This is a genomic window from Gordonia sp. NPDC003425, assembly GCF_053588635.1.
In genome coordinates, this window is the sequence record NZ_JBSFQI010000017.1 from 79,981 (window position 1) to 101,836 (window position 21,856).

At 65.5% G+C, this 21,856-nt stretch carries 20 protein-coding genes and 1 pseudogene; 11 read left to right on the forward strand and 10 right to left on the reverse strand.

The window, feature by feature from the left end; translation table 11 throughout:
• Positions 1–18 precede the first annotated feature (18 nt).
• The 5 genes from ACWDTD_RS17610 to ACWDTD_RS17630 form a co-directional block, all read right to left on the reverse strand.
• Positions 19–645, reverse strand: a complete 627-nt coding sequence (locus ACWDTD_RS17610) for an MBL fold metallo-hydrolase (protein WP_449748421.1) — start codon at positions 643–645, stop codon at positions 19–21.
• Positions 642–1,736 (reverse strand): S-(hydroxymethyl)mycothiol dehydrogenase, encoded by a 1,095-nt coding sequence (locus ACWDTD_RS17615; RefSeq protein WP_449748422.1) that lies wholly within the window; start codon positions 1,734–1,736, stop codon positions 642–644. Before ACWDTD_RS17615 ends, ACWDTD_RS17610 begins: the two co-directional genes overlap by 4 nt.
• A 203-nt stretch (positions 1,737–1,939) precedes the next feature.
• The gene (locus tag ACWDTD_RS17620; RefSeq protein WP_449748423.1) at positions 1,940–3,217 is read right to left on the reverse strand and encodes a LuxR C-terminal-related transcriptional regulator; all 1,278 of its coding nucleotides are present in this window, start codon (positions 3,215–3,217) and stop codon (positions 1,940–1,942) included.
• Between the two features lie 26 nt (positions 3,218–3,243).
• The gene (locus ACWDTD_RS17625; RefSeq protein WP_449748424.1) at positions 3,244–4,299 is read right to left on the reverse strand and encodes an alcohol dehydrogenase catalytic domain-containing protein; all 1,056 of its coding nucleotides are present in this window, start codon (positions 4,297–4,299) and stop codon (positions 3,244–3,246) included.
• Between the two features lie 212 nt (positions 4,300–4,511).
• Positions 4,512–4,979, reverse strand: a complete 468-nt coding sequence (locus ACWDTD_RS17630; protein WP_449748425.1) for a Rho termination factor N-terminal domain-containing protein — start codon at positions 4,977–4,979, stop codon at positions 4,512–4,514.
• Positions 4,980–5,054: 75 nt separating this feature from the next.
• On the opposite strand from ACWDTD_RS17630, the gene ACWDTD_RS17635 reads away from it, so the two are divergent.
• Positions 5,055–5,324 carry a DUF7218 family protein gene (locus tag ACWDTD_RS17635; RefSeq protein ID WP_449748426.1) on the forward strand — a complete coding sequence of 90 codons (270 nt, stop codon included), beginning with the start codon at positions 5,055–5,057 and terminating at the stop codon, positions 5,322–5,324.
• A 6-nt stretch (positions 5,325–5,330) separates the two neighbouring features.
• Here the strand turns inward: ACWDTD_RS17635 and ACWDTD_RS17640 are convergent, their stop codons facing one another.
• On the reverse strand, positions 5,331–6,137 hold the full coding sequence (locus tag ACWDTD_RS17640; protein WP_449748427.1) for a LuxR C-terminal-related transcriptional regulator: 807 nt from the start codon (positions 6,135–6,137) through the stop codon (positions 5,331–5,333).
• A 157-nt stretch (positions 6,138–6,294) separates the two neighbouring features.
• Here ACWDTD_RS17640 and ACWDTD_RS17645 point away from each other — a divergent pair, with 157 nt between their 5' ends.
• Positions 6,295–7,887, forward strand: a complete 1,593-nt coding sequence (locus tag ACWDTD_RS17645; protein ID WP_449748445.1) for an AMP-binding protein — start codon at positions 6,295–6,297, stop codon at positions 7,885–7,887.
• A gap of 22 nt (positions 7,888–7,909) precedes the next feature.
• On the opposite strand, the gene ACWDTD_RS17650 is transcribed toward ACWDTD_RS17645, so the two are convergent.
• Entirely contained in the window at positions 7,910–8,536 is a 627-nt protein-coding gene (locus ACWDTD_RS17650; protein ID WP_449748428.1) for a pyridoxamine 5'-phosphate oxidase family protein, read from the reverse strand.
• A gap of 219 nt (positions 8,537–8,755) precedes the next feature.
• On the opposite strand from ACWDTD_RS17650, the gene ACWDTD_RS17655 reads away from it, so the two are divergent.
• The 7 genes from ACWDTD_RS17655 to ACWDTD_RS17685 all read left to right on the forward strand — a co-directional run bounded on the left by ACWDTD_RS17655 (position 8,756) and on the right by ACWDTD_RS17685 (position 15,220).
• Positions 8,756–10,417: a DUF6777 domain-containing protein gene (locus ACWDTD_RS17655; RefSeq protein WP_449748429.1), complete on the forward strand. Its 1,662-nt coding sequence runs from the start codon at positions 8,756–8,758 to the stop codon at positions 10,415–10,417.
• A gap of 670 nt (positions 10,418–11,087) precedes the next feature.
• Positions 11,088–11,378, forward strand: coding sequence for a hypothetical protein (locus ACWDTD_RS17660; protein ID WP_449748446.1), 291 nt, complete (start codon positions 11,088–11,090; stop codon positions 11,376–11,378).
• Positions 11,338–12,000 (forward strand): DUF3558 domain-containing protein, encoded by a 663-nt coding sequence (locus ACWDTD_RS17665; RefSeq protein ID WP_449748430.1) that lies wholly within the window; start codon positions 11,338–11,340, stop codon positions 11,998–12,000. Before ACWDTD_RS17660 ends, ACWDTD_RS17665 begins: the two co-directional genes overlap by 41 nt.
• Positions 12,001–12,195: 195 nt before the next feature.
• Complete coding sequence (locus ACWDTD_RS17670) at positions 12,196–12,510, forward strand: WXG100 family type VII secretion target (RefSeq protein ID WP_449748431.1); 315 nt, start codon at positions 12,196–12,198, stop codon at positions 12,508–12,510.
• The gene (locus ACWDTD_RS17675) at positions 12,510–12,800 is read left to right on the forward strand and encodes a WXG100 family type VII secretion target (RefSeq protein ID WP_449748432.1); all 291 of its coding nucleotides are present in this window, start codon (positions 12,510–12,512) and stop codon (positions 12,798–12,800) included. The genes ACWDTD_RS17670 and ACWDTD_RS17675 overlap by 1 nt, the downstream gene beginning before the upstream one ends.
• Positions 12,801–12,809: 9 nt before the next feature.
• Entirely contained in the window at positions 12,810–14,135 is a 1,326-nt protein-coding gene (locus tag ACWDTD_RS17680) for a hypothetical protein (protein WP_449748433.1), read from the forward strand.
• The gene (locus ACWDTD_RS17685) at positions 14,135–15,220 is read left to right on the forward strand and encodes a hypothetical protein (protein ID WP_449748434.1); all 1,086 of its coding nucleotides are present in this window, start codon (positions 14,135–14,137) and stop codon (positions 15,218–15,220) included. Before ACWDTD_RS17680 ends, ACWDTD_RS17685 begins: the two co-directional genes overlap by 1 nt.
• Positions 15,221–15,324: 104 nt before the next feature.
• Here the strand turns inward: ACWDTD_RS17685 and ACWDTD_RS17690 are convergent, their stop codons facing one another.
• Complete coding sequence (locus tag ACWDTD_RS17690; RefSeq protein WP_449748435.1) at positions 15,325–16,863, reverse strand: flavin-containing monooxygenase; 1,539 nt, start codon at positions 16,861–16,863, stop codon at positions 15,325–15,327.
• A gap of 130 nt (positions 16,864–16,993) precedes the next feature.
• Between ACWDTD_RS17690 and ACWDTD_RS17695 the strand changes: the two genes are divergently transcribed.
• The gene (locus tag ACWDTD_RS17695) at positions 16,994–18,199 is read left to right on the forward strand and encodes a PucR family transcriptional regulator (RefSeq protein WP_449748436.1); all 1,206 of its coding nucleotides are present in this window, start codon (positions 16,994–16,996) and stop codon (positions 18,197–18,199) included.
• A 315-nt stretch (positions 18,200–18,514) separates the two neighbouring features.
• Here the strand turns inward: ACWDTD_RS17695 and ACWDTD_RS17700 are convergent, their stop codons facing one another.
• Together ACWDTD_RS17700 and ACWDTD_RS17705 are read right to left on the reverse strand one after the other, a co-directional pair.
• On the reverse strand, positions 18,515–19,753 hold the full coding sequence (locus ACWDTD_RS17700; protein WP_449748437.1) for a fatty acid desaturase family protein: 1,239 nt from the start codon (positions 19,751–19,753) through the stop codon (positions 18,515–18,517).
• Positions 19,754–19,761: 8 nt separating this feature from the next.
• Positions 19,762–20,874: a ferredoxin reductase gene (locus ACWDTD_RS17705; RefSeq protein ID WP_449748438.1), complete on the reverse strand. Its 1,113-nt coding sequence runs from the start codon at positions 20,872–20,874 to the stop codon at positions 19,762–19,764.
• Between the two features lie 404 nt (positions 20,875–21,278).
• Here ACWDTD_RS17705 and ACWDTD_RS17710 point away from each other — a divergent pair.
• Positions 21,279–21,668, forward strand: a pseudogene (locus tag ACWDTD_RS17710) (PE-PPE domain-containing protein); the annotation flags it as partial.
• Positions 21,669–21,856: the final 188 nt, after the last annotated feature.

The window sequence follows — 21,856 nt, forward strand, 5'->3', positions numbered from 1 at the left end:
GTTGATGGCCCCGCGTGGTCAACTGCCCCGCTTGATCCACTCCTCCAGATGCGGCGCCTCGTCGGCGACGGTGGTGCCTTCTCCGTGACCGGTGTACACCTTGGTCTCCGGGTCGAGGGTGAAGATCTTCTCGCGGATCGACTCGATGATGGTCGGGAAACTCGAGAAGGAGCGCCCGGTGGCGCCGGGACCACCGTGGAACAACGTGTCACCGCTGAACAGCACGCCCAGTTCCGGCGCGTAGATCACCGACGAGCCCGGCGAGTGGCCGGGCGTGTTGATGACGGTCAGGGTGGTACCGGCGACGTCGATCTGCTCACCGTCCTCGAGGTCACCGTGCGCCACGTCGGGATGGGTGTCGCGCCACAGCATGTCGTCGCCCGGATGCAGCAGGATCGGGGCGCCGGTCTGCGCCGACAACTCCGGTGCCACGGTGATGTGGTCGTTGTGTCCGTGGGTCAGCACGATGGCCTTGACGGTCCGGTCGCCGACGGCGTCGAGGATCGGTGCGGCCGAATGCGCGGCGTCGATGATGACCACCTCGTTCTCGTCGCCGACGATCCAGATGTTGTTGTCGACGTCCCAGGTGCCGCCGTCGAGCGAGAAGGTGCCGGAGGTGACGACGTTGTCGATGCGGGTGGTCATCGGTTGATCTCCACCACCGAGCGCAGCACCTTGCCGGACTTCATCGCGTCGAACGCGGCTTCGACGTCGTCGAGTCCCACGCGTTCGGAGACGAACTTGTCCAGCGGCAGGCGACCCTGTTCGTACAGGTCGATGAGCGTGGGGAAGTCCCGTTCGGGCAGGCAGTCGCCGTACCACGACGACTTCAGCGAGCCGCCGCGGGAGAAGAAGTCCACCAGCGGCATCTCCAGCGTCATCTCCGGGGTGGGCACGCCCACCAGCACGACGGTGCCGGCCAGGTCGCGGGCGTAGAACGCCTGCTTCCAGGTCTCCGGGCGGCCGACTGCGTCCACCACCACGTCCACCCCGAATCCATCGGTGAGGTCCTGCACGGCGGTCACGACGTCGTCCACCTCGGCGCCGTTGATGGTGTGGGTGGCGCCGAGTTCGGTGGCCCAGGACAGTTTCGCCGGGTCTCGGTCGATGGCGATGATCGTGGTGGCGCCGGCCAGCCGCGCGCCAGCGATCGCGGCGTCGCCGACACCGCCGCAGCCGATGACCGCCACCGAGTCGCCGCGGCCCACATTGCCGGTGTTCATCGCCGCGCCGAGGCCGGCCATCACACCGCAGCCGAGCAGTCCGGCGACGGCGGGGTCGGTGTTGGGGTTGACCTTGGTGCATTGACCCTCGTGGACGAGTGTCTTGTCGATGAACGCGCCGATGCCCAGCGCCGGGGTGAGCTCGGTGCCGTCGGTCAACGTCATCGGTTTGCTGGCGTTGTGGGTGTTGAAGCAGTACCAGGGTCGTCCGCGCTTGCAGGCCCGGCACTCGCCGCACACCGCACGCCAGTTGAGCACCACAAAGTCGCCGACCTCGACGTGGGTGACCTCGGAACCGACGGCCTCCACGGTGCCGGCGGCCTCGTGGCCGAGCAGGAACGGGTACTCGTCGTTGATGCCGCCCTCTTTGTAGGCCAGGTCGGTGTGGCAGACGCCGCATGCCGCGATGTCGACGATCACGTCGTTGGGACCCGGATCGGGTACCACCACATCAACCAGTTCGGTGGGCGCACCCTTGCTGCGGGAGATGACTCCCTTGACCGTCTGCGACATGTCCGCGTTCAACCTCTCGTGAAGGAAACCTTGTTCGTCCCACAGTCTCGTGGGATGCGACGACTCATGCATCCGTCCGAATGGATGGTTCTACCTAGCCGAAAGTACAGCCTGCCTCCCGCCGGTTGAGCTGCCCTCCGCCGGTTGAGCTGCCCTCCGCCGGTTGAGCTGCCTCCCGCTGGTTGAGCTTGTCGAAACCCCCCTCACTCCGCCGTGACGCCCGACCGCGCCGCCAGCAGCCCGGCCTCACCGCGATTGGACACGTCGAGTTTCTGCAAAATGGCTGCGACGTGGAACTTCACCGTGCTCTCGCTGACCCCGAGTTCGGTGGCGATCGCCTTGTTGCGCCGACCGAGCGCCAGGTGCCCCACCACCTCGAGTTCGCGCGGATTGAGCGATGCGAGCAGATCTCGCTCGGGCCGGGTCGGGGCCGCCTCGAGCGGGATTCGGACCGACACCCGGGTACCCCAGCCGGCGATCGATTCGACGTCGAGCGATCCGTCGATCGCGCGCAGCCGCCCGGCGAGTTCCGCGGACAACGCAGCGCCGTCGACGCCGCCCTGCCCCTGATCCCGCACGTCGAGCACCAAATCGCCGTCGACGCAGTCCCACCCGATCCGCAACCGCGTCAGATCTGGTTGTGCGGCGAGCGCGACGGTCACCGCACGCACGATGGCACGCGCGGCGTGCGCGATCTCGCCGGGAACAACACGACCCGGGGTACTCGGTTCGACGTAGTCGATATCGGCGTCGAGATCGCGCAGCACCGGCTCGAGTTCGGCGCGCAGCCTACCGAACGCGGCGCTCATCGCCTCGGTGGCCAATTCACGATCGGTGTCGCCGACCGCGCGCAACCGGATCAACGCGGCCGACGCGGTCTGCCCGGCGATCGTACGGGCCGTCCGATCGTCGAGGTCGCGCGATCGCAACGTGCCCAGGATCGAGGCGAGCGTGTCCTCGTGGGTCTCGGTCAGCTGCGTGATCGTGCGTGCTCGCTCGGTCGACGCCGCACGCGATTCGGCGAGGTAGTCGGGACTCGCCTGGGCAACCTGTTGCCGGATGGAGGTGGCCACCAGCGCGAACCACGCCGCCAGCAGTACGGGCGGACCCGGCATCGTGGGTTCGCGCGCTGGGAGGACCAGCACGAGCAGTGTGTCCGACCGATCGCGGACCGCGGTGATGCGGTGCGGTTCGCCGCCGATCACCACCCGCTCCTGGATCACCTCGCCTTGCCCCACAACGTCTTTCACCGCGTCGAGCTCTCCGATGGTCACCCGTTCGACGATTCGCGGGGCACCGGCCACCTTGCGTGGGCGGCCGGTGCACTCGCGGGTGTAGATGATCAACGCGTCGTGCGGTACGCCGGGCTGCAGGAACCGGGAGAACCGCGCGGCGATCTCCGGAAGCGGACCGTCGATCACGCGACGCAGGTCGTCCCAGGGCCGCGTCAGGGCACCCGGCTCGGTCACATCCACCGTCACGGGTTTCAGTATTGCCGACCCGCCGCTCAGGTGTTGGCGATGATCACCTTGAGGGCGTGCTCGTCGGCGGCCCGAGCGAACGTGTCGTAGGCGCGTTCGAATTCGTCGAATCCGAATCGGTGCGTGATGAACTTCTCGGGTGCGATCTCGCCGCGTTCGATGTCGGCGAGCAGTTCCGGTGCGGTGGTCGCGTTGACCAGGCCGGTGGTGATCGTGAGGTTGTTGATCCAGTCGCGGTCGATGGGGAACTCGACGCTCTTGCCGTGCACGCCGACGTTGGCCAGGTGACCACCGGGCCGCAGGCTGTCGAGGGCGGTGCGGAAGGTCGGTCCGATGCCGACCGCCTCGATGGCCACGTCGACGCCGAGACCGCCGCGCGAGAGCGCCTTGATCTCGCTGGTCACGTCGTCGCCTGCGGAGACGTCGATGGTGTCGGTGGCCCCGAATTCGCGGGACTGTTCCAACCGGAACTTGTTGGCGTCGACGGCGATCACGCGTGCCGCGCCGCGTGAGCTCGCGGTCATCACCGACGCCAGCCCCACCGGTCCGACGCCGACCACCGCGACCACATCGCCCTCCTTGACCGCGCCGTACTGCACGCCGATCTCGTAGCCGGTGGGCAGGATGTCGCTGAGCATCGTGCCCTGCTCGGCGGTGACGCCGGCGGGTAGTGGGATGAGGCCGTTGTCGGCGAAGGGCACCCGCACGTATTCGGCCTGGGTTCCGTCGATGAGGTGACCGAAGATCCAGCCGATCCCGCCCACAGTCTGGCAATGCGACGGCATCCCGGCGACGCAGTATTCGCACGTACCGCATTTGGTGACGCAGGAGATGATCACGCGGTCGCCGACCTTGACCCGCGTGCAGTCGGGCCCGACCTCGGTGACCACCCCGACGCCTTCGTGCCCGAGTACCCGGCCCTCGGTGACCGCCGGGACGTCACCCTGCAGGATGTGCAGATCAGTGCCGCAGATCGTGGTGGTTTCGACCCGGACGATCGCGTCGGTCGGGTCCGCGATGACCGGGTCGGGAACGTCGTCCCAGGACTTCTTTCCGGGGCCGTGATAGACGAGCGCCTTCATGACTTGCTCCTTCCGGCCACGTCGCTGTGGCCGTTGATCCCCCGTACCGATAACCCCCCAGGGACGTCAGTCCGGTGTTCCCCGGACGTCAGCCCAGTATTCGCGGCGGTCGGCTCGTCGTGGGACGCATTCGGCGGGCCGTCGCAGATTGAGACGCGGAAACTTCCCTCCGGCCGGCTGCATGAGATCGCCGAACGGCCGGTTCAACGCGCTCAGTTCAGCGCGTCGATCAACTGCGCCTTGGTCATCGACGAATAGCCCTTGACTCCTTCGGACTTGGCGCGTGCGCGCAGTTCCCGCACCGTGGGTGCCGCGGACTTCGTGGTTTTCGCCGCCGCGGGTTTCGCCGCCGTCGGTTTCGCCGCCGCCGGTTTGGCAGCACCCTGTTTTCCGCCCCCAGGTGTGTCGCCCGAGGGTTTCGCAGAATCCGCCGGTTTCGCTGCCGCGGTCTTCGTGGCGAGCTTCGACGCCGCCGGGGCCGGCGTCGCATCCGAGCCTCCAACCCCAACCCTCTTCAGCAACTCGCGCCGAAGGGCTTCGGTTTCGGCCACCGCCTTGCCGATCTGCTTTTCGGCCGCCTTCTTCACATCGTCGAGTCCCTGCTGCAACTCGCCGACCTGCTTCTGCAATTGCTTGATCTTCTTGTTGTTGCCCATCGCCTCGTCCCTTATCGACGTCATGACGTGCTCACCCGAGCGTAGGCACATTCGGGCGTACCGTGGAGCAGAACGCCGAGTCCGGACGAAGGAGGCGCCATGCCGCAACGTGATCCCGGTCCGTCCGTGAAGGACGACGAACTGTACGAAAAGCTTCGAGACGAGGGCAATTCGAAGGAGAAATCCGCTCGCATCGCGAATGCCGCAGCAAACCAAGGCCGTTCGGCCGTTGGCCGTAAGGGCGGTGAGTCGGAGTCCTACGAGAACTGGACCGTGGACGAATTGCGTTCACGGGCAAAGGAACTCGGATTGTCCGGGTACTCGTCGATGAAGAAGGACGACCTCATCGACGCACTACGCGAACACTGACCGCGCTCACGGCAACAGCCCTGAGCGCCGGGCAACCACCACGGCCTCCATCCGGCTGGTGGCGCCGAGTTTGCGCAGCACGTCCTTCATGTAGCCCTTCACCGTCTGGGTTTCGATGCCGAGTTCGCGCGCGATCGCCGCATTCGTGCGCCCCATCGCGGCCTGCGACAGCACGTCGTGTTCACGCCGGGTGAGTTCGGCCACGGGCTCCGACGTTTCTCCGTCGAGCAGCAGATCGGTGATGCGGGAGATCTCGGCGGCCACCGTGGTGTCGTCGAGCGAGCGGGCCAGGGTTCGTAGCTGTGCGTACGCCTCGGTGAGTCGGCCGCGCAGTGCGGCGGCGTCCGGTGACGATGTGTCGGCGGACAGTTGGGTGCGGGCGGCCACCACCTGCTGCTCGATGGCGCGTGCCTCGGTGGCGAGCGCGTCGAGGGTCCGTCCGCCGATCGGATCGTCGCTGCGCAGCGCCCCGTAGAGCACGGCGACGGGTCGCCGGTCGACGATCACCGGTGCGGCAGCCATCGCGCGCAGGCCTTCGGCGGCGATGATCGTGTTGTAGCGGTGCGTGATGCGTGGGGTGCGCAGGTAGTCGTCGACCACCACAGGCCGGTTCACCGCGATCACCTTGCCGCCCAGTCCCTGGCCCACGTCGACGGCGACGCCGTCCATCGCTCCGACCGTGTCGCCGACGAAGTGACGCAGCCGCAGTCCGCCGGTGCCCTGCACGATGCCGCCGAACGCGAGCGACACCCCGGTGGCGCGCCGCAGCCGACGGAGCGCATCGACCACCGGGACGGTCAGCGATTCAGCCACGGTCACCCACCTGCCGTACCCCCTCATCGGGGGGTGGCGCACCCGTCGACGGCGCACCAACAATGTCCTCGAATATGAGCCAGCTTACTCGGAACCCTCAAGGTGGGACATGACACACAGCACTGTGACCCCCGGCGCAACGTCGATTTCAGCTCGGATGTCCGACGAGATTCGCGCTCAGCTCGACGGCTGGCTGCAGACCTTCGGCGCGCCCGACGCGAACGCCGCCACCCTGCTGGTCGACTCTCATGATCCGGAAGCGACCGCCTTCATCACCGTGGAGATGGCCGGCGATGCACTGGTCACCAACAGCGTCTCCTACGGCGAACTCGCCGCGGATTCGCGCCGCTTCGCCACCGCCCTGGCCGGGCTCGGGGTGCAGCGCGGCGACACCGTCGGGGTGCTGATGGGCAAGCGCACCGAACTGGTGGTGGCGCTGCTGGCCATCGCCCGGTTGGGCGCCGTCTACGTCCCCCTCTTCACCGCGTTCGCCACCCCGGCCATCGAGATGAGGCTGCGCGCCGGCGGCACCAGCGTCGTGGTCACCGAGCAGGGCCAGGCCGACAAACTCACCGGAATCGACGGACTCACCACGGTGGTCGCCGGCGATGATGCGGCCACACTGCCGTTCGACCGCCTCGTCGCCGACAACCCTCCGCTGGAGGAGTCAGTGGCCGTCGGTGGTGACGGCACCTTGATCCTGCTGTTCACCAGCGGTACCACCGGCGCGCCGAAGGGGGTGCCGGTTCCGGTGCGTGCGCTGGCGTCGTTCACCGCGTACATGCACTACGGGCTCGACGTGTCGCAGGATGACGTGTTCTGGAACGCCGCCGACCCGGGCTGGGCTTACGGCCTCTACTACGGCGTGCTGGGGCCGCTGGCGATCGGGCGGCCCAACGTGCTGCTGCGCGCCGGGTTCACCCCCGAGGTCACCGCCACCGTGCTGTCCCAACTCGCGGTGACCAACTTCGCCGCCGCGCCCACCGTCTACCGCGCGCTCAGCAAGAACCCCGCCGTCGACGGATTCTCGCTGCGCCGTGCGTCGTCGGCCGGCGAACCGCTCACCCCCGACGTGATCGACTGGGCGCGAGGCGCATTGGGCACCGAGGTGCGAGATCACTACGGACAGACCGAACACGGCATGTTCATCAACAATCATTGGGCCGACGGTGTGCGGGAACCGCTGATCGCCGGGTCGATGGGACAGCCCATGCCCGGGTTCGCCGCAGGCATCGTCGACGACACCGGCACGCCGGTGAGCGGACCGGATGCGCGAGGTCAGATCGCGATCGACGTGGCGGCCAGCCCGGCGATGTGGTTCACCGGGTATCTCGATGCGCCGGAGAAGACCGCCGCCCGCTTCACCGAAGACGGCAGGTGGTACCTGACCGGTGACACCGGACGGACCGACGGCCACAACTTCTACTTCACCGCGCGCGACGACGACGTGATCATCATGGCCGGCTACCGGATCGGACCGTTCGACGTGGAGAGCGTGCTGATCACGCACCCCTCGGTGGTCGACGTCGCCGTGGTCGGGCGTCCCGACCAGTTGCGTGGCGAGGTGCTCGAAGCGTTCGTGGTGGTCGCCGACGGAGTGGTCGGCGACGACGTGCTCGAGGCCGAACTGCAACAACTGGTCAAGACGGGTTTCGCGGCGCACGCCTACCCGCGGACCGTTCACTTCGTCGACGCACTGCCCAAGACGCCGAGCGGCAAGATCCAGCGATTCGTGCTGCGGCAGCGGTGATGCTGCGGGCGGTGATCGGGTGTCAGCTCTCGACCAGCCTGCGCACCGACTCGGGAATACCGTTGCCGGTGAACGTGATCGGCTCGTCGTAGGTGGTGCGCACCGGCACCACGCCCGTCCACGCATCGGAGTCCACTCCCGGTCCTCCGGTGCGCGCCTTGGCGATCCACTCGCCGTCGACGATGGGCAGCCGCAGCGCGACGGTCGCCGCCCGCTCCTTGCGGGTGATGTCCGGGGTCTCGGCAACTCGTCCGGGAATCAGCTTGTCCGACAACGCTTCCAGCGCACCCGCCGGATCGTCGACGACGGGTTCGAGCCGTCCGCGGATCACCGCGGACCGGTAGTTGGCGGAGTGGTCGAACAGTGTCTCGGCCACCACGATGCCGTCGAGTACGAACACGGTGAAGCTCACCGGCGCTCCCTCGGCCACATGCCGTAGCGCGCCCGCGCCGGTGGAGCCGTGCAGCAGCACGTCGTCGCCGACGCGGGCGAAAAGCATCGGCACCGACCACGGCCAGCCGTCGACCACCGTGGACAGCACTCCCACCTGCGCGGTGTCGAGGACGTCGTCGAGCAGAGATCGGTCACCCTGGCGGTCGGGCTTGCGGGTGAGCGCGGTGAGAACATCGGGTTCCGGGGCTGTCGGCATGACTACATGGTCGGCCGTGGGTGGAACAGCGACAAGTCGTTTTGTCCCGCGACCCTCGTGTCCCCCGATTGGGGGAGTTTCTCGCGCCGGGCGAATGAATCTGGACATTCCGGGTGGACGGTGCCCGGCACGCTCTCGATACTGAGCACGTCGTGAACGTGCTCTCGTAAATTTCTGCTACAGCTCAGCAATGAGCCCGGCTGCCGTAGGAGCTTGTGGATGTCGTACTACCCGCCCGGCCCCCCGACCGGACCCGCATATCCGTCTGCTCCCTTCCCTGCGGTTCCGCCGGAGGAACCGCACAATCGGCGCACCCTGACGCTCGTGCTCATCGCGGTTGTCGCCGTGCTGGCGTTGATCTTCGCGTCGGTGGTGGTGCTGGTGGTGCGCGGCGGCAACAGCCCGTTCAAGATCCCCGGGCTGAGCCTGTTGACGAGGGACAACCCGGGCCCCAACCCCTTCGGGCCGAATGTCGCGCTGTCCAACAAGGATCTGCCCAGCGGCATGCGACTGTCCGCTCAGGTCGGTGCGATGAATCAGGGCACGCGCGTGGTGTCGGGGACGCAGCCCGGGCTGTACGCCGGCGGCGACTCGACGTGTGACGCAGCGGGTCTGGGCAACTATCTGGGCCAGCATCCCTCGCAGGCCCGGGCGTGGGCAAGCGTGTTCGGGATCAGTACCGAATCGATTCCGTATTACCTGAACACGCTGACCCCCGTCGTGCTCACCGCCGACACGTGGGTGACCAATCACAGCTACACCGACGGCGCGGCGTACGCGTTCCAATCGGTGTTGCAGTCGGGCACCGCGGTTCTCGTCGACGGGGCCGGCGTGCCGCGGGTGCGGTGTGCGTGCGGCAATCCGCTCAGTCCGCCGGCCAACGCGCCCGTCGGCGGGTACCGGCTCAGCGGCGCGCCGTGGCCCAGGTACACCAGTCATCAGGTCACCCGCGTCGCGTACAACACGCAGAACGTGACCGTCGTCAACAACACCACCACCGTCGTCAACCAGCAGGCACCAGCCGCCGGCGCGGTGCCCGTGGAAACCGCGTTGACGCTGGTCAATCTGGGGACAGGCCAGCTGTTCGAACGACCGGTCGGCAACATCTTGAACCTCAACGGGTTACCGCCGCTCGCGACGCCGCTGCCCACACCGGCGTCGCTCAATACGCCGTTCGTCGCCAGCAGCGATAGTCAGGCCGCGGACAACGGGTTGCAGAAGGCGGGCAGTCCTGAGGTGGCGCCCGAGGTGCAGCAACTGGCCAAGACCAACGCCGATCTGCCCGAGGGGGCGCCAGAGTCGACTCCTGCGGCCGGCGCATCGGGATCGGAGCAGCCGGAGCAGCCGGGCGAGTCGACGGGGACCACGGCGCCGGGTGAGAATCCGGCGGCCGAGTCGACGAGCGTGAGTGCGCCGGTCGCCACCGACTTCTCCGGAACCGGCGATTCGGTGGGCAGCTTCTCCTTTGTCGCCGACGGTAAGTCCACGACGTGTCAGGCGCCGTCGTCGGAGTCGCCGGGTCCGGTGTCGCTGACGTGCAGCGACAACGTGGCCCGCGAGGTGTCGGCGAGCGCACTGGAACGGACGTCGGTGCTGTCGGCGACCGATCCCACGACCAAGGTGTGGACGTTGACGGTGACCGAGGTGGCCGCGTCGAAGTCGGTGACGGTCGACGTCACCTCGGCGAAGTGGCAGACACTCGAGACGTCGACGACCACCACGCAGACCACGACCCCGGAGACGACCACCGAAACGACGACTCCGGAAACAACAACGGAGACAACGACTCCCGAGACGACCACGGAGACCACAACCACCGAGACGACCACCGAGGCGCCGCTCGACACCACCACGGACACCACGACCACGCCGGTACCGTGATCGTGGTGCCGGCTGGTGGACGCGTCACCGCCGGGGGTCGGTCAGCGACGTGGGGCACCTGGTTATCGGCACGCTGAGTGGGATGGTGCCGTCGTCACGTGGTAGGCGGGCCAGCCGGGGTTGGGTCGTGACGGCGCACGGTCGGTGACGGACCGTGCTCGCGTGTGGGGGCGCGCCGAAGACCGCCAGCTCGATGGTGGCCGCGCACAGTACCGCGGCTCCCCCGATTGCGGCCGCCCTGACCGCGTAGGTCGTCGAATGTTTGAGGTAGCCCGCACTTGTACCGATCGCAGCCACAGCGCACCTCCTGTCAGTGGCGTGGGAGCTGATGTGCTCCACGCATCAACGACGATGCGCGCACCGGGGCCTGTGGAAACGCGCAGTACACCACTCGACCTGCGCCGACGGCACTACCTGGACGTCGGATCGCTACCCGTTGAGGCGGCCGGCCCACGCTGTCCACACCTTCGCGAATCGGACCAACCGGCCCGCGGATTGTTGGTTAAACTGTCCGAACGCATGCGACGGGCCGCGGCCTGATGGTGATGAGGGGGATGGTGTGACGGACTTCTTCGTGCTCCCGGGCGGGACCGTGGACCTGCCGGGCCGCGGGCCCATCGGAGGCACCCCGACCGTCACCCCCCAGAACTCCGCACCCGAGGGTGGGGTCGTGCAATTCACGAGCGCGGAATGGCAACAGCGGGCCAAGGTGGCAAGGGAGTGTGCGGAGGATTTGAGCAGAGCGCGCACCGGGATCGCCGACACACTCGCTTACAACTATTTTGGTGATGTAGATGAAGGGCGAAAATTGCACTCGCAGTTGGTGGGCGTGGTCGACACTTGGACGAACACTCTGACGGAGCAGATCAACCGACTTATCGCCTTGGCCGCGGGTTGTGATTGCGCCGACGCTGAACTCCATGATACTGATCAGGCCAGTGCGACTGACCTTCGTGCATGAACGTCTCCGGCTTCTACAATTGCTCGCCGGTGGTTGCCTTATCGGATTGGTAAGTAGCTGTTCGACCGATGGCAACCCGGTAGCCCAGTCCGGCGTTAGTGTTACGTCGACCACTCAGAGTATCCGTCAGACCGATGCGCAGGGGCGGCGGTTGCCCTTCATGACTAGATTCCCCAACAGGTGGAACATCGGCAACGACGGGACAACTTACGAACCGTGTACTGCGGTTGCACCTTCGGTTCTTGTATCTGCGGGCCTGGACCCTTCGACTGCGCAAGATGCGGCGCTAGCCGACTTCCAAACGCTTCGAGGCTGTCGGTGGCTCTACGCTGGTAGCACTTTAGGTAGCGTCTCGCAGATCGTCGCAAACGCTGAGAACCTCGACGCCTACAAACAACGCCAGTCGGACGTTCTTCGCTGGTTTCCCGATCAATCAATTAATGGTCGAAGAGTCGCGGTTGGCGCGTTCCACGCTCCCGGCATGTGCATCGCAATCGTTGCTTCCGGAAAATCTCACGTCGCTTCCACTGTGTCGCTACCGACGGACACACCGCCCATCGCCGACATCTGCGCCAAGGCCGTCGACTTCACCCGCGCCACCATCGACCAGATACCGGAGTGACAGCCAGGAGCATGCTGGCGCGCCGTTCCCGCGCACGAGTTTCCCTCTTGCATCAGGAATTACCTGCGCGGGAGGGAAATTGCTGCGCGGTAGCGCCAACTGCACATACGTGGAGGGCAGACGCCCGACGAAGGTGATTAGCAGCCTGTGGATAGTTTTCCCAGGGCCTGCCCGACGCTCACTACTGTTCACGACATGGAGAGTGGGGGAACACAAATCGAGGTCGTACCCGACGAGTTGAAGCAGTTCGCCGCTATCCTCGTGCACACATCGAACTTGCTGCGGACCGGGTTGACCACCGCCGGCAGCGACGTCGACCACCTCACAAACGGCGGATGGACGGGCGCTGCAGCAGCCTCCTATGCCCACGGGTGGGCGCAGTGCCACAAGGCAGGGACGAGCATCCTCAATGTGCTCGACAGACTAGCGAACAGCGTCGATGCAGCCGGAAACGGCTACGCACAGGGCGATTTCCGCTCGGCCGACGACCTCTCCCTACTCAAGCTGTGATGGCCGCATTCGCAGTGGATCTGGACCAGCTTGAGGGCGTGGTTGCCAGACTCGGTGCTCTGGAAACAGAGTTGGCAGAGAATCTGACGCACCTCGACGAGCGCGCCACCTTCGTTCATGCAACCGCATGGGCAAGCTCGGCAGCGGAAGCTCATGCGGAGGCCCACCGCCAGTGGGCGCTGGCGGCCAAACAATTTCATCTAGGACTCGCGGAGATGCGCGCAGCTGCCGACCGAGCCCACCGCGCATACGTCGGTGCACAGTCAGTCAACACCCGGATGCTCCGGTAAAGCGCAGTGGTGCAAACCGACTCGGCCGTGTACTACGCGGCAGGCCGCGGATGTCGTGAGATCGCGAGCAACATCAGTGCGCAGGTGGGGCTACTGCGAACCTCGTTGCTCACCTGCGGCGGCATGGGTGGCGACCATCCCAATGCATCGCAGTGGTGCGGGCAGTATGACCAGCGGGCAATCGACTTCGTCAAGAACGCCGAGAATCTCGTCAACGCACTCGAGAACCTCGGTGACGTCACGAATGTAGCCGGCTATAACTGGGCCATCGCCGACTACCGAGCGAACAGCGATCCACACAAGGGGGCTGAGCCCGTGTGCCCGGCTCGCTCACGTGGCGCAATGTATGAGGGTCCGACGCTGCACCCGCCGACTTCGGTCGGCGCTAACGGCTCTGGTTACGACACCGACATACCGAATCTGCTCGAGAAGATCGGAGTCCCGGTACCCAACGGCGACAGCGACAAACTCGCCAAGGCATCACGCGCGTGGAACGCGTTCGCGACGCACGATCACATAGCCAACGCTGGCACTGCGCTCGGGAAACTTCACGACTCCTTCACTGACCTGGAGACCGCCGACACTCCGCTACTTCAGGGGCACCTCGCGACGGTTTCGGCGGCCGCCAGCGCGCTTCGTGCCTACGCGTCTGAGATGGCCTCGCCCATCGACGATCATCACCGCGCACTCGGCGAGATGCGATCGAAGATCAAGGTCCGCTCCGACGAACTGCTCGCCGAAATCGCCAGCACGGTGATCGTCGCCGCTGTCGTCTTCGTGGGTTTGATCGTTGTGACCGGGGGTGCCGCTGCCGGCGGTGCCGCCGTTGCCGCCGAAGGGGGCGCCGCGGCAACGGCCACACTGATCGCACGCGCCGGCCTGGCCATCCGCAGCCTGATCACCACCAGTCGGCTACTGACCGTGGTCCTCGGTGCGGGGACAGCCTCGGCCGCAGCGTTCGCAAAGGCGAGCGGCCTGACACCTGCCGCATCGCTCGAGCACATCGCTATGCTCGTCGCTCAAACCGATGATGACAACGACCCCCGATACGTTCCAAGCCCGAAACACGATCCGAGCACGCCCGACCACGGACGCCGCGGTACCCCTATGGATCTCAGCGACGAGGAGGCTCAACAGGTCCTGGATGAATCGATTGCCAGTGGCCGACGAAGGTACGGGACGAGTGACGACAGGCTGTACGAGTTCAAGGATGACAACGCGGGCGGCTGGCACGGATATCCTGTCACGCCGCAGGAGATACCGAACAGTGTGTTGAAGAAGATGATGGAGGATGGGTTGATTACGAAACGCCAGTATCGAAAGTGGTTGCATTGATGGATTCCGTCCCAGAGACTGTCCGCCTCCGACTCGAGGTCCGCGGCCCTCGCCACCGCGGTCCGGCGTCATTCTTGGACTGGTTCGAGGACGTTTCCCTTGTGGCGACGGTACTTGAGACAGGCGTGGAGAAGGTCCTCTTTTGTGCCGATCTGGAGCTCGGACCACTCCACCAGTGGCTCTCCGACAACGAGCAGTCGATCCGTCACGATCCGCCCGTACTGCCTCAGCGTCGAGGCGAGACCATCGGCCTTACCCTCCTGCGAGCCAAACAGTTCTTCCGAGCCGACTTGTCAGATGAGATCATCGATCTCATCGTGATGCCGATATCGAACTACGATGAATCACATCGTATTTCGACAAGTAGTTCACACATGAAGACCTCGCCCGTGTTGTTGGGGGTAGGCAACGCAGGGCACGAAGTTTGCAACTGGATAGGACTCGATGAGAAGGCGACGCCGTGGCACTTCAGATTTGACATCGACGACTTCTTCGACCACCTGCCTCAGTTCGACTTTCGCGGCGGCGACACCGGCGCCGGATTGACACTGTCCCCGAAGGCTGGCGGTCAGAGTCCTCCCCCGGATTATCGCCTCCGCCTTGAAGCTCGTCGACGTCCCGAACACCCTGCCCGCCTTGCGCTTATAGCCACAGACCTGGCCTCCAATACCGCAACCACGCTGGTCGAAACAGATTCTGACGACGCAACCATCGGGTCCGTGGTCAGTTGGCTCCGGGCTTCGGAAAGTAGCATCCGCGAACAGACCCAGCCCATTGAGCGCAGAGAGGGTGAAACGCTCGGTGAAGTCCTGGCCCGAGCACAAGCCTCGACAGACACAGCGCTACCGGACGATGTTCGCTTCCTCACCACCAAAGCGCTGTCCGACTACGTAAGTACCCACGACATCGGCTCCGTGTTGAGTGGTTCGACATCCGGGCCGCCTCTACTGATGGGGAGAGTCGATGGTCCGGGGATCAACTACTTCGAAATCTGCAACCGCGTCGACGGAGAGTACGCAAACAACGAACCGTGGAGCATCCGATTCGATCCCGACGACTTTTTCGCGCACCTCCCCGTCGGATGACGCCGATCTCCGAGCCCAACCCGATATAGACGGGGCCGCAGCGGGCCGCGACGACAATTATTGTCTCCGCGGTCCGCTGTGACCGCGTTTATATCGCAATACCGTCAGCCCGCGACCGGCTGCACCTGCTCCGCAACGACCTCCGACACCGGCTCAGCCACAACGGCTTTCACCTGGCGGCGGGAGAACTGGAGGTTCTCGAAGTCGGCGACGTCGCTGCCCAGCGCCTTTCGGTCCTTGTAGTAGCTCATCGACATGGTCCACGGTTCGTCGACACCCTGCCGCGGCAACTGGTCGGAGACCCGCTTGATGTAGCCGGCCCCGAAGTCGATCGCGGGTCGCGTCTCCATCCCGGATGGCGCCACCGGCTCCACCTCGGTGTAGGCCCGCGCGTCCATGTACTTCATCAACCGGCACCAATATTCGCAGATGAGGCCGATCTTGAGGGTCCACGACGAGTTGGTGTAGCCGAAGGCCATCACCAGGTTCGGTACCCCACTGAGCAGGGTGCCCCGGTACAGCACCTTGTCCGACAGCTTCAAGGGTTCACCGTCGATGGACAGGTCCATCCCACCGAACAGGCGCACGTTCAAACCCGTTGCGGTCACGATGATGTCGGCGTCGAGTTCCCTGCCGCTCTCGAGCAGCAGCCCCTTCTCGGTGAAGGTCTTGATCCGATCGGTCACCACCGACGCCTTGCCCGTGCTCACCGCGCGGAACAGGTCGGCGTCGGGGACCGCGCACAGCCGCTGATCCCATGGGTTGTATGGCGGATTGAAATGTGTGTCCACATCGAAATCGTCGGGCAACAGCATCGAATTGATCTTCCGAATCACCTTGCGCGACGTCTTCGGGAACCGCTGGCAGGATTCGTACAGCAGCCGCTGCTGCGCGATATTCTTCCACCGCGCCGCTTCGTAGCCGCGCTCGTCGCCCAGCACCTTGCGGGCGGCGATCGCGAACGGGTCGTGCTTGGGGAGCGGCACGATGTAGGTCGGCGTGCGCTGCAGCATCGTGATGTGTTCGGTCTTGTCGGCCATCGCCGGCAGCAGGGTCACCGCAGTGGCGCCACTGCCGATCACCACCACCTTCTTACCGGTGTAGTCCAGGTCCTCGGGCCAATGCTGCGGGTGCACGATCTGGCCCTCGAACCGTTCGACGCCCTCGAACTTCGGCGTGAAACCCTCGTCGTAGTTGTAGTACCCCGACCCCGCGTACACCCATTGCGCTTTGACCACCACGCGCTCACCGGTGTCGAGCCGGTCGACTTCGGCCGTCCACAGCTGCTCGTCCGACGACCATGACAACGACCGCGTCATGTGCTGATAGCGGATGTGCTCGTTGAGCTTGTCCTCGTCGACGGCCTCGTGCAGGTACTGCATGATGCGGTCCGCGTCGGCGATCGATTGCCGATCGACCCACGGCTTGAACGCGAACCCGAAGGTGTGCAGGTCGCTGTCGGAGCGGATGCCCGGATAGCGGAACAGATCCCACGTACCACCGATGGTGTCGCGACCCTCGAGGATCGCGAAGCTCTTCTCCGGCAGCAGCGTGGTGACGTAATGACCGGCTCCGAGGCCGGACACGCCGGCTCCGATGATCAGGATGTCCAGGGTTTCGACAGGCGTCGCCGTGGTCGGCATCCGTCCTCCTTCGTCCGAGCCGGGTAATGTGACACCCGGCGTTGTCACGTTCCATCATCCACGCGTAGCGCAGATCACACCACTGACAATGTGCACCCAGGTTCGATGGTTCAAGGTGCAGAATGTTCACATGTCCGAACCTTGGCCCCCAGTGTCCTCCGAGGTCCGTGAGTTGATCCGCCGCGGCGCGTCCCTCATCATCGACCCCCCACCCGAGTGGATCGAACTTCTCCACGAGGCAGCGCTCGGCGGCGCACGGATGAAGGCGATCGCCGATGACCCCGTGCTCGCGGCCGGCACCCGCCAAACCAACCTCGCCAACACCATGCGATGGGCCCACCACAACGTGCTGCATCCAGGCGAGCGAGTGCCTGCCGACATCACGCCCGAGATCCTGACCGCCTCGCGCGACCTGGTCCGACGCGGCCTCGACGAGTCGTCGCTGGACGCCTTCCGCACCGCCCAGAGCGTCGCGTGGCGGCTGTGGATGCAGATCTGCTTCACCCTCACCGACGACCCGGTCCAGCTACGTGAACTGCTCGACGTCACCTCGCTGTCGATCTCCACCTTCATCGACGACACCGTCGACGCGATGAGCGAACGGATGCGCGACGCGCGCGACGAACTCAACCGCGGCACCCACGCGCAGCGGCGGGAGGCCGTGGCGTTGCTGCTCGAGGGCGCACCCATCCCGGTCGCACGCGCCGAAGCGCAACTCGGCTACTCCCTGTCGGGCACCCATACCGCGCTGGTGTTGTGGAGCGACGGGCCTGATCCCACCGCCACGCTGGAGGCCGAGGCCGACAAGTTCGCCGGATCGGCCGGTTGTGATACCCGGCTCACCGTGATCGCCAGTGCCGCGTCCCTGTGGGTGTGGCTACCGGTTCCCGACTCCCACATCCCCACCCGCACTCCGGCACCGTCGGTACGGGTGGCGATCGGCAGGAGCGCGCAGGACGTGGAAGGGTTCCGCAGCAGCCACTTTCAGGCGCTGGCCACGCAACGCATCATGGCGCGACTGGCCGGCGATCAGCGCTTCGCCCGTTACGACGACGTCCGCCTGGTCTCGCTGGTCACCGCCGACCCCGACGACGCCGACAGCTTCGTCGCCGACACACTCGGCGACCTCATGCACGCCGACAAGGACCTCCTCGACACCGTCCATCGTTGGATCACTCTGCAGTGCAACACCTCTCGTACAGCAGAGCAACTGTACACGCACCGCAACACCGTGATCCGACGCCTCGCCCGCGCCGACGAACTCCTCCCCCGTCCACTGGCCGACAACCTCCTCGACGTCGGCGTCGCGTTGGAGACCCTGCGCTGGCGGGGGTGATCTCGACTCCCGCTGGTTGAGCGGCCCCTCGCTGGTTGAGCGGTCCTCTGCTGGTTGAGCTTGTCGAAACCACCCGCCGGACGAAGTGATCTCGACAAGCTCGATCAGCAAGCGCACCGCTCGATCAGCAAGTGGCCCCCGCTGGTTGAGCGGTCCTCTGCTGGTTGAGCTTGTCGAAACCACCCACCGGACGAAGTGATCTCGACCCCCGCTGGTTGAGCGGTCCCCCGCTGGTTGAGCTTGTCGAAACCACCCACCGGAGAAAGTGATCTCGACAAGCTCGATCAGCAAGTGCACCGCTCGATCAGCGAGTGGTCACGCAACCCGCACCTTCGACTGCCGCAGTTCCCGCAGCGCGGTACGCAGTCCGCGTCGTCGACCCGTCTTCTCATCGACACCGAAGTGTGTCTTGGTTCCCTCGATGATGTTGAACCGCAACTCCGATGCGGTCTCGGGGGCATCGTCGGGTCCCGCCTTGAGCAGTGCGTTGGGCAGCGAGAGTTTGGCGATCGTCCGGAACGTCAGCATGTACTGGTGCGCGAGCGACCCGGTGGTGTAGGGCAGGTCGTACTTGTCGCACAGTTGGCGTACCCGCACTCCGATCTCCTCGTACCGGCTGCTGGGCAGGTCGGGGAACAGGTGGTGTTCGATCTGGTGACTCAGGTTGCCACTCATGAACCGCATCAGCGGTCCGGCGTGAAAGTTGGCCGACCCCAGCATCTGTCGCAGATACCAGCGCGGCTGGTCCTCCTCCTCGTACTCCCGCACGGTGAACTTCTCGGCGCCGTCGGGGAAATGTCCGCAGAAGATCACGGCGTACGCCCAGTAGTTGCGGATGAAGTTCGCGGTGGCGTTGGCGGTGAGCGTGGTGAACCAGTTCGGTCCGGCCAGCGCGGGGAAGATCAGGTAGTCCTTGGCCGCCTGCTTGCCCACCTTGCGGCCGATCACTCGGAGGTCACGCAGCGCGGCCCGATACGACTTCTCGCCCGTACGCAGCTTCTCCGCCTCGAGATGATGCAGCGCCACACCCCACTCGAAAAACGTTGCGAGCAAGAAGTTGTAGACGGAGTTGCCGGCGTTCCACCACTCCCAGGGCTGATCGCGGGTGACGCGCAGGATGCCGTAGCCCACATCGTCGTCCATGCCGACGATGTTCGTGTACTTGTGGTGCACGAAGTTGTGGGAGTGCTTCCACTGCACGCTCGGACATGTGGTGTCCCACTCCCACGACGACGAGTGGATCTCGGGATCGTTCATCCAATCCCATTGTCCGTGCATCACATTGTGGCCGAGTTCCATGTTCTCGACGATCTTGGCCACGCCCAGCATCCCGGTACCCAACAGCCACATGGGTTTACGGTTGCTGAACATCAGCACCACACGGCCTCCCGCGGCGAGAGCGCGCTGAAATGCGATGGTGCGCCGGATGTATCGCGCGTCGGCTACACCGCGTGATTCCTCGATGTCGCGGCGGATGGCGTCGAGTTCCGCGCCGAGGGCTTCGACGTCGGCTTCGGTGAGGTGTGCGTACCGATCGATGTCGGTGATGGCCATGGAGCCTCCTAGAGGTCGAGCGTGCATTCCCCGGACACGGTGGAAATGCATGTCTGTATGCGATCACCTTCGCGTCGCTCGTCGCCGCTGCGCAGATCGCGCACGTAACCCCCGGCGAGCGGAACAACGCAGGTTTGACAGATCCCCATCCGGCATCCGAAGGGCATCTGGATTCCCAACTCCTCGCCTGCTTCAAGGAGTGTGGTGGCACCGTCGATCTCGGTGCTCTTGCCCGACGTGGCAAAGGTGACGGTGCCACCTTCGCCTCCGACGTCGGTGCGGGCAATGGCGAATCGTTCGATGTGCAGTTGATCCGACAGTTCGTTCTCGCCGTAGAGCGTCTCGACGTCGTCGAGGAACTCGACGGGCCCGCACGCCCAGCATGACCGCTCACGCCAGTCGGGAACCGTGGCATCGAGCTGGTTCAGGTCGAATCGTCCGTCGTCCTTGCTGATCCGCAGATCGAGTGTGTACGTGGGTGTTTCGGTGTCCATGCGCTCGAGTTCGTCGAGGAAGATCACCGATTCACGGGTGGGAGCGGCGTGCACGTGCACAATGTCGGGCGTCTGGTTGTGATGGTGCAGCGAGCGCAGCATCGCCATCACGGGTGTGATCCCGCTGCCCGCGGTGAGGAACAGGATCGCGTCGGGCGTGGGCTGCGGCAGATGGAAGTCACCCTTGGGCGCGGCCAGGCGGATGATGGTGCCCGGCGCCACGCCGTCGACGAGATGCGTGGACAGAAAACCGTCCGGATTGGCCTTGACCGTGACGGAGATGGTCTTGTCGGCGGTGCTGCCGAACGAGGTCAGCGAGTACGACCGCCAATGCCAACGGCCCCCCATGTCCAGGCCGATACCCACGTACTGGCCGGGCCGGTAGTTGGCCGGGAATCCCCATCCGGTGCGGATCGTGACGGTGGCGCTGTCGTCGGTTTCCTTGACGACGCTCTCCACCCGCCCGCGCAGTTCGCGGGCCGACCACAGCGGGTTGATCAGGTGCAGATAGTCGTCGGGCAGCAGCGGAGTGGTGGCCCGCGCGATCAGCCCGCGCACGATGTTGACCTCCGGACGCGTCGCTTCCACGTCGGCCGCAGGCCGCTTACTCCACTTGAGAAGGTTCACCCGATCTCCCGCCCTGGTGCTGTGCACGAGTGTACACAGCGCGCGTGGCGCCGATCACATGTCCGGCGATCCGCCATCGAGATGGTGCTCGTCTCGCAGGCTCGGTCTCGGAAGCGGACCCGCGGGGTAACGATCTGTCGACGTCGCACTCGAATCGATCGGCCGCTTGATAGTCCTGTCACCCAAGTGTTGTTGCACCAGAACTGACCGGAAAGACATCTGCCATGCGACGAGCCCGTGTTCTTCCCGCCGTCCTGCCCGGCGCGATCGCCCTCATGCTCGTCGTCGGCGCCGTCACAACCGCCCCGGTCCCGGCACCCGGGACGACACTCGTCGCGTCGGAAACCACCACCGTATTGACCTGTGAGCCGCTAGATTTCGGCACCGACAACCTGATCCACATCATGGACACGACGTTGAGCGGATTCGCCCCGGCGCACGGCACGGTGGTGCGGGTGCCCACCGACTCCAACCTCACCTGGGCGGGATTGCAGCACGCACGCGACATCCTGCAGACCTACATCGCCAAGACGCCGGGCCGCAAGATCGTGTTCGGGTACTCCCGCGGCGCACAGGTGGGCTCGGAATGGTTACGCGCCTACGCCGACCGGCCCGAGGCACCATCCGCGTCGGATCTCACGTTCGTCTTCATCGGCAACCCGCAACGCCGCATCGGCGGTTCCATCGGCAAGACCCTCGACGGCGTGCAACTGTTGCCGGCCCCCGACACCACGCAGTACACGGTCACCGACATCAGCCGACGCCGGGACGGGTGGGCCAACGCCGACAACTGGCCCGACAGCCTCGGCGGTAACGGGTCGTCGTCGGTCGGCACGTCGGCATACCTGAACACGATCGGCAAGTTCGTGGTGCATTCCCACTATGAGGGCTCTTCCGGATTCAGAGTGCATGCAGTCGTTCTGCGAGTTGGCCGGAGTGGATGAGTGACCGCAAGATGTAGTGGTTGAGGTTGCGGAAGCCG

Bases quoted from the DNA above. Each gene is read 5' to 3' on its own strand.
- ACWDTD_RS17610 (WP_449748421.1), bottom strand. From the start codon at position 645: ATGACCACCCGCATCGACAACGTCGTCACCTCCGGCACCTTCTCGCTC.
- ACWDTD_RS17615 (WP_449748422.1), bottom strand. From the start codon at position 1,736: ATGTCGCAGACGGTCAAGGGAGTCATCTCCCGCAGCAAGGGTGCGCCC.
- ACWDTD_RS17625 (WP_449748424.1), bottom strand. From the start codon at position 4,299: ATGAAGGCGCTCGTCTATCACGGCCCCGGAAAGAAGTCCTGGGACGAC.
- ACWDTD_RS17630 (WP_449748425.1), bottom strand. From the start codon at position 4,979: ATGACGTCGATAAGGGACGAGGCGATGGGCAACAACAAGAAGATCAAG.
- ACWDTD_RS17635 (WP_449748426.1), top strand. From the start codon at position 5,055: ATGCCGCAACGTGATCCCGGTCCGTCCGTGAAGGACGACGAACTGTAC.
- ACWDTD_RS17645 (WP_449748445.1), top strand. From the start codon at position 6,295: ATGTCCGACGAGATTCGCGCTCAGCTCGACGGCTGGCTGCAGACCTTC.
- ACWDTD_RS17650 (WP_449748428.1), bottom strand. From the start codon at position 8,536: ATGCCGACAGCCCCGGAACCCGATGTTCTCACCGCGCTCACCCGCAAG.
- ACWDTD_RS17655 (WP_449748429.1), top strand. From the start codon at position 8,756: ATGTCGTACTACCCGCCCGGCCCCCCGACCGGACCCGCATATCCGTCT.
- ACWDTD_RS17665 (WP_449748430.1), top strand. From the start codon at position 11,338: ATGATACTGATCAGGCCAGTGCGACTGACCTTCGTGCATGAACGTCTC.
- ACWDTD_RS17670 (WP_449748431.1), top strand. From the start codon at position 12,196: ATGGAGAGTGGGGGAACACAAATCGAGGTCGTACCCGACGAGTTGAAG.
- ACWDTD_RS17675 (WP_449748432.1), top strand. From the start codon at position 12,510: ATGGCCGCATTCGCAGTGGATCTGGACCAGCTTGAGGGCGTGGTTGCC.
- ACWDTD_RS17685 (WP_449748434.1), top strand. From the start codon at position 14,135: ATGGATTCCGTCCCAGAGACTGTCCGCCTCCGACTCGAGGTCCGCGGC.
- ACWDTD_RS17690 (WP_449748435.1), bottom strand. From the start codon at position 16,863: ATGCCGACCACGGCGACGCCTGTCGAAACCCTGGACATCCTGATCATC.
- ACWDTD_RS17695 (WP_449748436.1), top strand. From the start codon at position 16,994: ATGTCCGAACCTTGGCCCCCAGTGTCCTCCGAGGTCCGTGAGTTGATC.
- ACWDTD_RS17700 (WP_449748437.1), bottom strand. From the start codon at position 19,753: ATGGCCATCACCGACATCGATCGGTACGCACACCTCACCGAAGCCGAC.